Source organism: Argonema galeatum A003/A1, assembly GCF_023333595.1.
Taxonomy (GTDB): Bacteria; Cyanobacteriota; Cyanobacteriia; order Cyanobacteriales; family Aerosakkonemataceae; genus Argonema; species Argonema galeatum.
The window spans coordinates 1-13,987 of the sequence record NZ_JAIQZM010000015.1; the positions used below are offsets into that span (position 1 = coordinate 1).

Annotated in this window: 17 protein-coding genes; 3 read left to right on the forward strand and 14 right to left on the reverse strand. The window is 43.8% G+C overall.

What is annotated here, in order from left to right; genetic code table 11:
* Positions 1 to 144: 144 nt before the first annotated feature.
* The 13 genes from LAY41_RS16685 to LAY41_RS16745 all read right to left on the reverse strand — a co-directional run bounded on the left by LAY41_RS16685 (position 145) and on the right by LAY41_RS16745 (position 7,735).
* The gene (locus LAY41_RS16685; protein WP_249100124.1) at positions 145 to 462 is read right to left on the reverse strand and encodes a hypothetical protein; all 318 of its coding nucleotides are present in this window, start codon (positions 460 to 462) and stop codon (positions 145 to 147) included.
* Positions 463 to 472: 10 nt separating this feature from the next.
* Positions 473 to 928, reverse strand: a complete 456-nt coding sequence (locus LAY41_RS16690; protein ID WP_249100127.1) for a hypothetical protein — start codon at positions 926 to 928, stop codon at positions 473 to 475.
* Positions 918 to 1,247 carry a hypothetical protein gene (locus tag LAY41_RS16695; protein WP_249100131.1) on the reverse strand — a complete coding sequence of 110 codons (330 nt, stop codon included), beginning with the start codon at positions 1,245 to 1,247 and terminating at the stop codon, positions 918 to 920. The genes LAY41_RS16690 and LAY41_RS16695 overlap by 11 nt, the downstream gene beginning before the upstream one ends.
* 2 nt (positions 1,248 to 1,249) lie before the next feature.
* Positions 1,250 to 1,906 (reverse strand): hypothetical protein, encoded by a 657-nt coding sequence (locus tag LAY41_RS16700; RefSeq protein ID WP_249100133.1) that lies wholly within the window; start codon positions 1,904 to 1,906, stop codon positions 1,250 to 1,252.
* Positions 1,903 to 2,370 carry a YkgJ family cysteine cluster protein gene (locus tag LAY41_RS16705; protein WP_249100136.1) on the reverse strand — a complete coding sequence of 156 codons (468 nt, stop codon included), beginning with the start codon at positions 2,368 to 2,370 and terminating at the stop codon, positions 1,903 to 1,905. Before LAY41_RS16705 ends, LAY41_RS16700 begins: the two co-directional genes overlap by 4 nt.
* A gap of 65 nt (positions 2,371 to 2,435) precedes the next feature.
* Positions 2,436 to 2,714, reverse strand: coding sequence for a hypothetical protein (locus tag LAY41_RS16710; RefSeq protein ID WP_249100138.1), 279 nt, complete (start codon positions 2,712 to 2,714; stop codon positions 2,436 to 2,438).
* A complete protein-coding gene (locus tag LAY41_RS16715) occupies positions 2,711 to 3,088 on the reverse strand; it encodes a hypothetical protein (RefSeq protein ID WP_249100141.1) in 378 nt (125 codons plus the stop codon). Before LAY41_RS16715 ends, LAY41_RS16710 begins: the two co-directional genes overlap by 4 nt.
* On the reverse strand, positions 3,072 to 3,422 hold the full coding sequence (locus tag LAY41_RS16720) for a hypothetical protein (RefSeq protein WP_249100144.1): 351 nt from the start codon (positions 3,420 to 3,422) through the stop codon (positions 3,072 to 3,074). The genes LAY41_RS16715 and LAY41_RS16720 overlap by 17 nt, the downstream gene beginning before the upstream one ends.
* Before the next feature lie 4 nt (positions 3,423 to 3,426).
* Positions 3,427 to 3,759 (reverse strand): hypothetical protein, encoded by a 333-nt coding sequence (locus tag LAY41_RS16725; protein ID WP_249100148.1) that lies wholly within the window; start codon positions 3,757 to 3,759, stop codon positions 3,427 to 3,429.
* A gap of 97 nt (positions 3,760 to 3,856) precedes the next feature.
* On the reverse strand, positions 3,857 to 4,690 hold the full coding sequence (locus LAY41_RS16730) for a hypothetical protein (RefSeq protein ID WP_249100151.1): 834 nt from the start codon (positions 4,688 to 4,690) through the stop codon (positions 3,857 to 3,859).
* The gene (locus tag LAY41_RS16735; protein ID WP_249100154.1) at positions 4,691 to 6,490 is read right to left on the reverse strand and encodes a hypothetical protein; all 1,800 of its coding nucleotides are present in this window, start codon (positions 6,488 to 6,490) and stop codon (positions 4,691 to 4,693) included.
* Positions 6,490 to 7,338: a hypothetical protein gene (locus tag LAY41_RS16740; protein ID WP_249100158.1), complete on the reverse strand. Its 849-nt coding sequence runs from the start codon at positions 7,336 to 7,338 to the stop codon at positions 6,490 to 6,492. Before LAY41_RS16740 ends, LAY41_RS16735 begins: the two co-directional genes overlap by 1 nt.
* A 142-nt stretch (positions 7,339 to 7,480) precedes the next feature.
* On the reverse strand, positions 7,481 to 7,735 hold the full coding sequence (locus tag LAY41_RS16745; RefSeq protein ID WP_249100161.1) for a hypothetical protein: 255 nt from the start codon (positions 7,733 to 7,735) through the stop codon (positions 7,481 to 7,483).
* A gap of 148 nt (positions 7,736 to 7,883) precedes the next feature.
* On the opposite strand from LAY41_RS16745, the gene LAY41_RS16750 reads away from it, so the two are divergent.
* From LAY41_RS16750 to LAY41_RS32305, 3 genes are read left to right on the forward strand one after another with little or no spacing between them, the layout of a single operon-like run.
* Positions 7,884 to 10,568, forward strand: coding sequence for a tetratricopeptide repeat protein (locus LAY41_RS16750; protein ID WP_249100164.1), 2,685 nt, complete (start codon positions 7,884 to 7,886; stop codon positions 10,566 to 10,568).
* A gap of 43 nt (positions 10,569 to 10,611) precedes the next feature.
* On the forward strand, positions 10,612 to 13,089 hold the full coding sequence (pbpC, locus tag LAY41_RS16755) for a penicillin-binding protein 1C (RefSeq protein ID WP_249100167.1): 2,478 nt from the start codon (positions 10,612 to 10,614) through the stop codon (positions 13,087 to 13,089).
* A 4-nt stretch (positions 13,090 to 13,093) separates the two neighbouring features.
* On the forward strand, positions 13,094 to 13,222 hold the full coding sequence (locus LAY41_RS32305; RefSeq protein ID WP_275974194.1) for a hypothetical protein: 129 nt from the start codon (positions 13,094 to 13,096) through the stop codon (positions 13,220 to 13,222).
* Between the two features lie 5 nt (positions 13,223 to 13,227).
* Here the strand turns inward: LAY41_RS32305 and LAY41_RS16760 are convergent.
* The coding region (locus LAY41_RS16760; RefSeq protein WP_249100170.1) for a ligand-gated ion channel at positions 13,228 to 13,987 on the reverse strand (760 nt) is incomplete at its 5' end.

Sequence of the window (13,987 nt, forward strand, 5' to 3'; positions counted from 1 at the left end):
CGGAAGTAAATTTGATTCGTGCCGTATCCGATTACCAAATTCCAGTTGGAATCGGCGTAAAGGATACGATACCATTCGTTGCCAGTGATAGCATCCAAAGTGGATTTATTACTGTGAGTGTGTCCAGTCCCAGACCCAAACCCCCTAACCGGATATGCTGACGGTGCCGACATAAGCTTCTACTTCCGCGTACTCTTCATTGGAGAAGAAAATCACCGCACCCGTGGTAGGCAGTGGAGTTCCTACAGCACCCAATTTACCTACGATTTTCCCCTCATACTCTGCTGCGATCGCAAATATTGCACCAGGCCGCAAAGGATAAATCAAGGGGGATTTATCGGGTAATTCTATACTCACCCAGCCAGAGTTAGACGGTAAAGCCATCACACACCACTGTTCGGTAAGTGGTGGCTCGATAGTCCCCAGGAGCGTAGCAGTTTCTGAAAGTTTAAAAAGTTCCATTCGTTTTTTTTTAGGCTGAATACTCTGTACTTTGCAAGGTCAAAGCGATTGACCCAATGACGTTTATAACACCGCCGTAAATTTGTTCTTGGCTACGCTCGCCATCAACACTAACGGTTTTTCCAAGTGCAACTGTTGCAGCCACCCCCTCAGTGATATAGGCTTCCCCAGAAGTGCCTTTGTGTTCCACCGTCCAATCAATCCTGTTTGCATTCGCCGCAAATAAAACCGCCGACGCGGTGGTAACCGAAACAGACGCGATAGTCACGCTGCTAGCGCTAGAATTTGCCAGAATTACAGGGATTCTGCCATTCGATAAAGAAGGAATTCTGGCTCTAAAATCTCTAAGAATTGCTTTTAACAAGCCATTGAGGCCGGAAGAGCTTGTGTGGTCTGTAGCAGCGCTTTCAGCTACAGCACCAAATAAAGCGGTGTAGTCTTTGACTCTAACGGGGTTAAATGTCATCTTTTTTCCTCAAAATATCTGAGATTGAATCTCCAGTCATTTTCACTATTAAAGCGTTGGTGATGGCTTTTACTTCTTTCAATTCATCAATTAAGTGTGATTCAATGTCCTTGGCTCGCCTATAAGCTTGAATTTCATGAGATTCAATCTGTTTTTCTAAGTGTTTAACTTGTTCAAGTATCGTTCTCTGCCCTTCTTTAATGGAGACAAAATCTAATTCGCTTGCGTAGCGTTTTCTCTGACTCGTATTCCACCAAGAAACTAACTGGATCGCATTACAAATCAAAGCTAAGTACAAAGCGATTTCTTCGGCACGCATAATTAATTTACGACCAATAGCGAGCGAGTACATTGAGAAATTACGCAATAGCCCTCAATTTCTGTCTCTTCCTCCAAAATCCAAAGTGCATCAATAGATTCTTCGGGCGGGACATTTTCGGTGTATTGAAAATTCCAGTAAGGAAGAATCAATTCATCGAAAACCTGTTCCGAAATTCCGTTGCCGCCGTACCGAATCAGCATTTTTGAATTGCTCAAGTTACAAATATTAAGTCGGGAGCGATTCTTGAGTGCGGGTGCAACTTGTACCTGCACTAGGCTTGCGGGGGTAGAGATTGGGGGTTGAGGGATAGTTTGGGTTTCTGTCGCTTGAAGCAGATTAAGGGTTTCCCAGGCCCTAATCTTAATCTGCTCTATCCAGTACGGAGGGGAAATTTCAATATCTACTGAAGTGGTAGGAGAAGCTACGCTTACTTCTCGGTATTGATTCAGCGGTAAAGCGAATTCTTCCAAAAGAAGTTTGCCGTGTTCAAACAAGGAGAAAATTTTTACCATCCCTGCTTGGAAGCCATTCACCTCTGTGTCGGAAGTAGCTTGAATCGTGAAATTTTGAGATTCAATAGTAAGGGTTAAGGGCATGATAGGTGCGGTTAACCCCTGAATTTCTCCTAGCAAATCCCCAAGGATTTCCCCACTCATAAAAGATGATTTTGGCGCACAACGTGGTTAAGCTGCTTAAAGCCTCGGACAGACGCCCCTCTGGTGCAATGAAATTGCTGGCAAGTCATTGGTCTTTCTTCGTATATTTGGCAAGTTCGGGTGCTTCTATCAAGGCACGAGCAAGCGCCGTCTGAGCCCCTCTGCATTATCCACCCACCACGCTGCTCGTCGAAAACGGTTTCTCTTCGCAATACTTCGCTTTTTTCGATTTCGTCCGGGAAAACGACAGTCCCTTGAAAACTACAGCATTGCGCTTGACAATAGGGCAAAGCATCTTCACAATCGCAATCAAACCGAAGCCAAACACCATCTGCGCCAAGTTCAAAAGCAATTTCACCGCTAGGCACAGTTAAAATAACAGATCTTCTGGATTTAGGTGAAAATAACTTAGCCGCTTTTTCGGCTTCAAGAAATGACTGTATCGCTTCTTCTTCTGTATCCATGTTTGCAAGTTTTTAGTGTGAGAGATAACCCTATCAAATTGACTTGATAGGGTTATGGCTGTCAATTACTCAGGGACAATTTCATATTGCGCGGCGGGTGCGGCGACATCTACGTTCACTGTGTAAGGGATTCGCTGAGGATTGACTGCTCCATTGATTGCAACGGCTGAACCAGTCCCCTTGATGACACTCCAGCGTGCTGGGCGATCGGCTGTTCCTAGGTTGAAGTAGAAGCTAGCTAGCTTATCGTTGATGGCTCGGATAAAAACGCCGATATCCCCAGTGGTAGCGTGCAACTCGGCGGCACTGACTCCCGTGAAATCGGAAATATTTAGCGTAATCACTCCTGTACCCGCGTCAATTGCCCAGGTACTAAATGCCGTAGAAGGCGCAATCTTGGCCATTTTTTTTGCTCCATAAATTCGTAAATTTCAATGTTGACTGATTCTATCCACTCACGCAGATCTACTTGAATCTGGTAAGGAGATAGATTAGGCAAAGTGATTAATTTCGCCTTGCCAATTGACAAGGTAAACGATTCACTTTCAATGTTTCCGACAAAAGGTTCATTCCAAATTGCTTTGCACCAGCCAGCAGCAATCCAGTGTCTAGGATTTAAAGGCAGCGCTGCTTTGATTACCAAGTTGAAACTGGTAAATTGCTGTTGCGAAATGCTTGATTTGACGACAGTAAAATAATCCCTAAGTTGCCAAGGCATTTACTTCGGTTGTCAGAGGCATTGCTACCTTGGTGGAAGTTGAAAATACCTCTTTCAATTCTTCTATTACTGGTACTGGTGGCAGGTCGGGCGGAACCGGAGGCTCAGGTTGACCAATGTTAAAAGGTAATTCCACAACAAACTCAACAAGTCTAACGTCACTTAGAGGGTTAAGTCTCTGGTGGGAACCTTGTTCCATGCGAACTACTACAATATCGCTCTCAGCAAATAACCGAAGATGCTTGTAATCCTCTTGATGCGTCGCGCCATCGTAGAAGCGGATCGCATTCCCATTTCCGTCAAAGGTACAGATTCCATATGTCTTGATAAACATACTATTACGCCCTGTTAGTGTCTAAAGGTTGATAGGCATGGTCAATCTCATGATCTCGGTATTTACCCGTTGACATTTTAGATGCCTCCTCAAATTTGTCAGGCGCACACCAGACTGAGCCTGTCCCCATTTTGGTTGTGCTAATTTTGTAGGCAATGCCCAGACGCCGAAATCCACCTCGAGCGGCTGCCACAACAAGTGCTTTTCCTCGCTCGGCGTCCGAAACAGATTCGAGCCCAAGCGCTGTTTTCAGGGGTTCATACACGGCCTTTGATGCTCTAAAGGCGATAATTATATCCCCGTAAGTTTTTCCATAAAGTCCTTTTGGGTCTGCCATTTCACTCGGTTAATATCGATAATTCAGTTTTATCACTCTTTTCTAGGCTTCAGTGCGCGAGGAAGGTGAAGACGTTCCGTATTGGGTTGACAAAAACCTAATGCTCGGCTGAGGGAGATACTAAGCCAGCTTCGCGAAGGCGTCTGTAGGGGTCGTAAAGCACTATTGGGTCGATGCCGTCAATGTTTAAGGTCGCGTACCTGAATCGCACGTTCGCCGTGGGCCGGTAACGTTTTTTCTTTTTTTGTTTTTCGTAAACCCTTCGTGTACCAGTTGGGTTATTAATAGAGTCTTTTTCTGGTTTGGTACTGCAAAAAAAACAGTTTTCGTCAAAACTGTGATTCTGAATGGACAAGATTTTATTTATAACTTCTTTTCCTTTCTGCTCGCTAGAAACGTAAATTTGTATCCAATAGCCTTCCTCTTTTTTTTTATAAGAGCAAATTTTATCCCCTTTGGTAAATTCCCAAGTGGGGCTATTTCCAAAAGCGTTCTTGATGTTTTGAGCAATGGTTTTAGCCTTTGCCTTTGTCATTGAGGCGGCAGTTTCTTTTATTAATCTGAATGATATTTCTGCCTGTATTCTAGAGAATTCACTAGGTATGGATGCGGCGTCTTGCTCAAAAAATAATAGTACTTGCGGTAGTCCTTCTAGCTTAATATTATCCCAATGCGTTGGGGTTGGGACTCCGTAGATAGCGGGGTGCATTCGACTAGCATTCTCAACAGTTACCTCAAATAACCAGGCTCTGGTTAGAGCTATTAACAGGCTATCTGAAGGCTTGATTGTGCAGCCAGCCTTTATGCTAGCTGCACCTTGAGTAATAATATCGTCATCTGGAGCATCTTTAAAATGCCTCTTGACGCGGGGGTTGTGCAATCTAATCATCAAACTTTTTAAATGTTCTGCCTCATCTTTAGGAAGAGTCATTTACTCATCTCCACTTGTTGGCTTTTTGTCTTCTTCTGTTACTTCAGCGCCTTTTGAGTCAGCTTTGTCTTTATCACTAGCATCTTTAACTGGCTTATTGTCAAGGCGAAATTTGGGCGCTTCTTTTTCAATTGTGTCCATAAATTTGTCGTTATTTTCCTTGATTTCTTGAATATTCTGTTGACTTTGAACTACTGAAGAGGTGATGGTTTCAAAGGTTTGTGCAATGTTTTGAACGGATTCCAGGCTTTCGCGCATCTTTCTAGCGAAAACAGTTTCGGTGTTGTAGTTTTCCGGAAACCAAGTACCAATATCTTGCGTTAGCCCGCTACGGCGCATAATATTGCCTATCTTTCCGCTGTTCTCAGCAGCCATAGCTGCCAAAGAACCAGTCGTGTTGGCTAAATCATTGATGCTTTGCAAAAGGGTACTCCCAGAGGCAATGATGGCGTTCGCTGCTGCCCATTTTTGCTTCAGTTGCTCCCAAGTTTGGACACCGAAAAAGCTTTTAGCTATAGTTTCCAGGAATTCTTTAATAGATTTCTCTGTCGTCACGCCTTCATCATTTACATTTTTAATTCCAAAGGCATTTAACACGGCATTCAAGCCGTTATCGACCACAGTGAATAATGTCTGGCCAATATCTCTACTTAATATTAGAGCATTGTGTAAAGAAATAATAACCGAAACTGTTTGCATAACTTGACCTAAATTAATTATTTTTCCAAGTTTTGCACCTTGAGTTTTTAATGTATCGATTCCTTCCTTAACTATTGTCCCGACGCCATTAACAGCAGTAGTAATCGCTTGCCTGTTCTTAAATATTGCATATCCCACTGTACCTGCTGAAATTGCGTGCCCAGCGTTAACAGCGCTTTGGTAATCGCTGTCTGTGGCTGATTCAGGTGGATTTCCTTCTACTGCTTTAGAAAGAACTTCAGCCGTTTGGAATAACATTCCATTCTCTCTCTCTACAGCCGCTCTCGAAAGAGTTGCTGTTTTCTCCGACCTGTTGTTCTCCTGCCACGTGAAAGTATTCTCAAACGCACCCATAGTATCAGTGTGATTACTTTTGATTAATTCTGATTCTTTCTCAAAGGTAAACATGGTGGCAGCGTGATTACTTTTGATTAATTCTTCTAAATTCGCCACTTGCGTCTCCAGTTCAGTTATGCGAGTACTGTTAGTGTTGCCTAAGTTCAAAGCTAAATTCGCGTTTGAAAATGCTTGTCTGGCAAGAATTTCTGTGCCCAATAATCCAGTTTCTAGCCCGTTAACGCGGGACCGGGTTCTTTGATGCTGCCCGTCTACAGAAGTTACTGTAGCTTCAACTCCTGTAAGCCTATTTGTTAACTCAGTGACAATATTGCTAAGAATTGTATACCCAATTCTCAGTGCATCAATTATCATCTGGACTACGGTGATTACTTGACATACCCTCCCTAGTACTACTAATGCCTTGCTTCCAAAGGCAGCCAGACCACCTATCCCGCCCTCACCAATAGTGGGCGCTGCTATTTTAAAATTGTTTAATCCACTTCGTAACCCAGCAGTTTGCTCGGCTAGTTTTTCCATCAACGCTGGATTTACAGCCACTCTACTTGTAGGCTGTATGCCCTGAGAAGCTGTACGAAAAACATCATCAACATCATCGACTACCGAGATGATTTCATTTTGGGGAATTGACCTTCTAAATTGGGCTTCCAGTATCTCTCTAACTTCGTCGATTTTTGTTGCTGTTTGCGTTTGCGAAGCCACAATGTTTGCGTATTCAGCGGTTCCGCCATTTATGATAGGCATTAAGGTAATCCTCTTAAAAAACTAGCGGTATTGTCTAAAGCTGTTTGAGCACCTTGATTAGAAGCTTTGTAGTTATTATATTCTGCGTAAGTCATGCAGAAATAGCCATCATCGGTATCATTGCCTATTTGAATATCGCACGGTGGTGGTGGCGGTGGTGGCGGTGGTGGCGGTGGTGGCTGTGGTGAATAGAAGATAGGTGGTGGTGGCGGTGGCGGTAATGGATCGGGCCTAATTATTGGCGTTTCAGAAATTTCATAAATATTGTTACTGGTAGTTGAATGCCATAGCTCAAAACTCTGGAAACTAACCCACCAAGAATAGGATTGGAAATAATGATAACCTATAAGTTCTGGGTAATTGTTTAATCTGTTGACAGGGAATGAAATTGAACTGCTTGTGGGTACTAAAATTCCATTGTTATCCACAAGACTAAATTTATAAAATGTATCAGAAAATTTGCTGATTCCAGATATCCCACCTCCAGCGGCGCTCTGCCTATTAACAGTTGTCGGGGTAGCCCGTAGACTGTATTCTTGAGGCAAGTAAACTACTGACAATATTTGTTGGGTATCCACCCGTTCGACGTTACCGACTCCATGTGAATAATCTTTGGAAGGATCGGGATTCACAAGTATGTCCTTCGCGACCAAAACAGACCCTACGAATCGAATAAGTTTTGCTTCAGAGGAAGCGCTCCATTCAAAACTATCAGGCAGAGGGATGTTGGAAGCATTTGCAAGCTTTTTTGCAGCCTCCGCCATGTCTTCGGCTGAAAATGGCTTTTCATCTTCACTTCTTACGATTGCGCGATCGCCTAGATTGGGAGAAGGAAGCCTATATTGCACGGGTTCTCACTTTTTATCTTTTTTTTAAACTGTATTATATCTTAATCACTATATAACTAACTCTGCTTTTACGATGACTTTAGAGGAAGGTAGCCATCTAATCACCAGAAATCTTGTACAGCAGTCAAAGGTTCGAGTCCGCTTAATCCTTGCAATATTTGACGAAAAAATAAGGTTTTCCAGGTATAAACGGCTGCGATCGCATCTGCATCTGTGCCAGATAGTGTGAAAATTCAGATGAATTTTTTACCGGCACATCCGGCACAGGAGCCTCAAACCCTTGCAAACAACGAGTCGGAACCTGTGCCGGATGTCGATCGCTGGCTTCTACCGGCGAACAGAAATGACAGCCAAAGCCCTGAAAATCTTGTAAGGCGTCGGTTCTACCGGCGAACAAGTTGTGTGTGATCTACGCCGTTCTTTTCAATCTAAACTGAGTCACCCCAGCGGTGAGAGCGCGATCGAAAAATCAATGCTTTCAGGCTTTACGGTACAATGAATGGGTCTGTGCGGAGTATATGAACAATCGATCGAAGAACATGGCTATGAGTAGTAAGTTGGAAGGGCTTTCAGACTCCCGTGCTACTTTAGGTAATAGTCTACTGGTGATTTTTACCAGTTCGGGCCAAACCCGCTCTACAGACAAGGTAGTTCCTATGAAGCGCAAGCATCCTTACCTTTTCGCGTTGGTATCGCAAGGCAGTGTCGTTCTTTCGACTGTGCTGTTGTCTGTTAGTCTTGCTTTAGCTCAACCCACTTCCTCTACAAAAGAAGGTAGTGCTACTCTGGCGATTTCCTCTAGCGAACGGCGAGAACTGGAGCAATTGCGAGAACAGAGGCGCATTCAAAACCAAGTTCAAGCTCAGGCGAATCGCGCTTTTAGTCGGACGACGACCCTGTTTAATGTATTGCTTGCCACCCTAGCACTGCTTTTGGCAGCTGCGATCGTTGCCTTGTGGCTATTGCGGCGATCGGTGATGACAGAGGTTACAGAGATCGTCACAAACCATCTTAATCAACTGGATGACTTGCAGAGTAAGGTTACCAGCGCCAATCAAAAAGTGCAAACCTTGCTGGCAAAAGCTGAGGATATGGGGGATGAGTTAAGCGATCGGGCCGAAGATTTCCACCAAGAGATAGATGTCAGACTAGACAATATCTCTCAACTCCTATCCCAAGTATCTCAATCTAAGCAACAAGCATTAACGGCATTAGAGACGCAAATAAAAGATGCTCAAAGCTCGCTGGAAAAATTAGAGCATGAGTTTACATCTCAACTCTCCGAACTCGGATCGGATGCCCAAAAACACAAAGGTTTAATTGTTCAAAATCTAGAAAAATTAAGCTCAGAATTTGCTCCTCAACTTTCAGAAATGCAAACTGCTGTCGAAGCACAGAAGAAAGTTGTGTTGCACTATCTAGAAAGTTCGGAAACAGCGTTAGCGACTCAGCTTTTAGATGTTCATAAGAAGGTAGAAAAACAACGCGATTTAGTTATCCAAAACATCGAAAAATTAGCCTCTGACTTTGTTCCTCAGCTTTCGGAAATTGAGATAGACATAAAAGTGCAAAAAGAGGCTGTATGGCAGAACATAAAACAATCGCAAACTGATTTCTCCAAACAACTGTCTGCACTTAATCTAGATACGCAAAAGCAACGTGATTTAATATTGCAAAACCTGAAAAAACTAGAAGCTGAGGTTGCGCCGAAGCTATCTGGAGTTCAGGCGAGTGCAGAAGAAAAAATTAAACAGCTTTATCAAGATGCAGTGACGAATTTAGAGCGATTGGGGAGTGAAATGGGGACTCATGTCTCAGGGTCGCAGTCCCAGATTCAAGGACAAATGACTCAGATACTCCAGAATATCAAAACTCTGGAAACTGAATTTGCCACTCAGGTTTCAACTTCGCAATCGGGTATTCAAGAAAAGAGAAAACAAACTATTCAGAGCCTGGAGAAATTAGAAAGTTCGGCCAAGACCCAATTTTCCAAATTAGATTCTGAAATTCAAGGCAGAAAAAATCTGAACTTAGAGAATCTGGAAAAGTTGAACGCAGAGATTATCGATCGCGTATCCCAACTACAGACAGAAATTCAGACGCGAAAGGATGTAACTCTTCAGAATATAGAAAAATTGGAGACTGCATTTGCTCAAAATCTTTCCGAAGTGATAGGACAAGCTCAAACTCAGAAGGATTTAATCATACAGCAATTAGCTGCAAATACGCCGACATCGATGGTAGAGGCTATCATCCCTGAAGTGGCAGAGAAAATGCAAGCTTTGAGCGAACAACTTGAGCGGCTGAAATCTAATCATCCTGAGTTTTTCTTGACTGCGGATGATTATATCGATCGCGGAAATGCGCTATTCTCAGAAGGGCGGTATGAAGAAGCGATCGCTAACTACGATCGCGGTATTGAAATAAAGCCGGATAACTCTACAGTTTTATATCAGCGGGGTCTTGCTTTCTGGGAGTTACAGCAGTATGAAAATGCGATCGCCTCGTTGGACAAAGCACTTGAACTTAAACAAGACGATCCTAACATTTGGTATCATCGAGGTCTGGCTCTGAAAGAGTTACAGCGGTATGAAATAGCACTCGCCGCTTTTAACAAAACCGTTCAAATTCAACCAGACGACAGCAAAGCTTGGTTGCAAAGGGGTATGACTCTGGGGAGGTTGAAACAATATGAAGATGCGATCGCGTCATTGGATAAAGCGCTGGAAATCAAGCCGGATTATCATGAAGCATGGGTGAATAGAGGTGTGGTGCTAGGAACATTGCAACAGCATGAGGAAGCTTTTAACTCTTTTGACAAAGCTGTCAATGTTCAGCCGGATGATGGGGTAGCCTGGTTAAATAGAGGTTTGGCTTTGAGCGTTTTAGAACGATATGAAGAAGCTGTTGATTCTTTTGACAAAGCGATCGAATTAAATCCTGATTCCCATAAAGCGTGGAATTATAAAGGTGAGATGCTAGTCAAACTAGAGCGCGACAAAGAAGCGCTTGATAGCTTCGATCGCGCTTTGGCTCTCGAACCAAAATATGGCAATGCCTATTACAATAAGGCAGTCTGTTATGCCTTGCAGGAGCGAGTGAAATCAGCGGTAGAAAACCTACAGAAGGCGATCGCACTCAATCCCAAGTATCGCACACAGGCAAAAACTGACCCAGATTTTGACGGAATTGTAGAAGATAAGCGATTCTGGCTATTAATTGAGGGTTGAAATGGCACTTTTTCTGGAATTACCCAATAGTAAAGGGTGACTGATGAACAATCCAATTTTCCATCAGTTTTGGCAAAATCCGATTCTTAGAAAAGCGGTTCAAGTAACCTGCATTTTGTTGTTGCTGGGGATAACAGTGCGAAGTATCCCCTATCTAGCTCCTATTCATACTAAAGATTTGATTCAGGATCGGCAAGCGATCGAATTTAGCGATCGCAACGGCTTACCTTTGGGAACATTACTCAGCCGTAACCAAGAACATACCGCCGTTATCCCCTTAAATGAAGTTTCGCCCCACTTCAAAAACGCCATCATCGCCGCCGAAGATGGGGGATTTTACCAGCATGGGGCGCTGGATATAAAAGCGATCGCACGGGCGTTTCAGCAAGCAATTCAAGCCAAAAGAATTGTTTCAGGCGCTTCCACCATTACCATGCAACTGGCGCGGATGATAGACCCCGTTCCGCGCACTTTTTGGGGAAAAATTCAAGAAATTTGGTTATCTTGGCGGTTAGCAGCAGGTATGACCAAAAATCAAATCTTTTCTGCCTATATCAACCGCTTACCAATGGGAGGAAATATTTATGGTGTAGAAGCAGCTGCCCGCGTTTATTTTGGCATTCCGGCGAGTGACTTGAATTTGGCACAAGCGACGCTTCTCGCCGCCTTACCCAACGATCCGACTAATCTGAATCCTTACCATAATTTGCCTGCACTGAAACGGCGACAAATTTATGTTTTAAACCGCATGGTGAAAGAGGGATATATTATTCCCGTTAATAGCGATCGGGCCAACACCGAAGAAATTGCCCTTCAACCTCGGAAGCAAGGTATTCTCGCCGCACCCCAGTTCTTATTTTGGGTAGCCAATGAACTGGACAAGGAGAATTTAAAAGTAACGCATCCTTCCCATCTGCGAACCACCATAGATCGTCCTTTGCAGCAATTTGTAGAAGCGCAAGTGCAGGAAGTAGTCCGCATCCTCACGCCTAACAATGTACATCATGCCGCCGCTTTAGTTATTAACAACCACACTGGCGAAGTGTTAGCTTATGTCGGTTCACCAGATTATTTTAATGAAGCAGAAATAGGTCGCAATGACGGCGTGCAAGCATTGCGTCAACCCGGTTCAACCCTTAAACCTTTTTTATATGAATTAGCCTTAGAAAATCGGATAATTCAGCCCAATACCGTATTAGCCGATGTGCCAACTCATTACGCGATTCCAGGCGCAAAACTGTATAGCCCTCAAGATTATAACGAAACTTTTCAAGGCCCCGTGCGAGTCCGCATTGCCTTAGCAAATTCTCTCAATATTCCGGCGGTGCGAGTGTTGGAAAAAGTTGGGGTATCCACTTTTCTAGAACGTCTGCATCAACTGGGGTTTTCCCATCTCAATTATCCCCCAGAATATTACGGTTTGGGGTTAACTTTGGGCAGTGGCGAAGTCACTCTCTGGGAATTAGCTCGCGCTTATGTCACTATGGCAAGACAAGGAGATGCAATACCGTTTGTAACTACATTTTATCATCCCACAATCCAAAATCCTACTTCTAATTCCTCAATCCAAAATCCAAAATCCTCTCTTGCGAAGGTGGGCATCGTGACGGGAACCGCCAAGACGCCCACTTCGCGCAAAATCCAAAATTCGATCCCCCCTACCCCCCTTAACAAGGGGGGAATTAGAATCCCAAATCCCACAGAATGGGCATTAATTACCGATATGCTCAGCGATGCTCATGCTCGTGCGAAAGGATTTGGTGTAGAATCGGTGCTAGCTTTACCATTTCCAGCAGCGGTTAAAACAGGGACTTCTTCTAATTTTCGAGATACTTGGACGGTGGGGTTTACGAGAGATTATACTGTGGCTACTTGGGTGGGAAATTTTGATGGCGATCGCATGGCAAAAGTCTCCGGCGTCATGGGTGCAGCGCCTTTGTGGAATCGCATCATGTTACACTTACACGAAGATCGAGAACCTGCTGCTTTTCCCCCTCCAAAAGGTTTGGTGCAAAAACCTATTTGTGCAATTTCCGGTTTGCGTCCAACACCTGCTTGTCCTTCGGTTGTACAAGAATACTTTTACCCCGAAGATATCAGCTATTATGAAAGTCATCCAGATACTTTTTATCAGATAGTATCGAGCGATGGAAAATCACCCCAGTATCGCCTCAATTTACCTGCGGAATACAACGAGTGGTTAGCAATGCAACCGCAACCTAATTTAGCACCCAGCGGATTGAAAATATTATCTCCTCGTAACGGGGATGTGTTTTTGGTATATCCTGCTGAGCAAAGGTTACAATTTAAACTGGCTACGGCATCAAATCAGCCTATAGAGTGGTGGTTGAATGGTGAAAAAGTGGCAACCCAGTCATCTAATTCTTTTTTCTGGCAACTGCGTCCTGGGAATTGGACGTTAGAGGTCAAAAGTGGGGAAATGAGCGATCGCGTTAGTTTTCAGGTGGAGTTAGCCGATAACAAACGTATTCGGCGAGGTTTTTCTGTTGCGGGTCATTAGGGGAATGAGCGATCGCAGAGAAACCCGGTTTCTTCAAGAAACCGGGTTTGTCCGGGTGTACTTTATGCAACTGAAACCCGCTGTAGTGCGCGATCGCGATCTTAAAAAACGATCGCATTTCTTCAGCAAATAGCCTACTTAACCATAACTATGACCGGCAATGATTATAACAATATTGATTATCACATACGACGCAACAAACCCAATCTCGCAGATGTGTTCGATTTTCGTCATATTTATACTCCATTCGGATTGGTGACCTAGAAAAAACAGCGTCTCCATTGCCATTGCCATTAAGATGTAGAACATTGTGATGATATGAATTTGGTCTATCATAGTCAGCGTTTCAGCTGTCCCAAGAGTCGCTCCGGCTGCCTGTAGATTAACGAAAACCGCAAAGAGGGCTCCAACCAGTAAACCTAACATTCCCGTATAAAGTTCGCTATTGGAAGCATCCAATAGGAAGCATACGGCGCAAACAGCAAAAGCAATATAGACGCCTCCAACTAGCTTAATAAAGCTTAAGTTACTGGTTCGTTCGATCTCAATTGTCATATTCACGTTGGCTTGAGCGATTTTGTCAACCGTTGCTCTGGGGTCGGCGAAGTTAGTTTGATATTGAGTTATACCGGCATCGACACTGTAGCTGGTAATCCGCCAACCATCTTGTAGCAGGATAGCGTCATCTATGCCTGAATTCTTCTTATCCGCTTCAAATAGAAACTGCGTTGCATCGGGATAACTCACTAGAAAAGGGATGTTCAGTGTGTGACGATCGAAGGGAAAATTTTGCATATCCCAGTTCTTGCGAAAGGTGCCTCGTAAGTTCGCATACCAATAGCTTCCCTCTCCCACCCCTTTAACAGTCTCTTTTATAGGCATTTCGTAACTTTTTGCG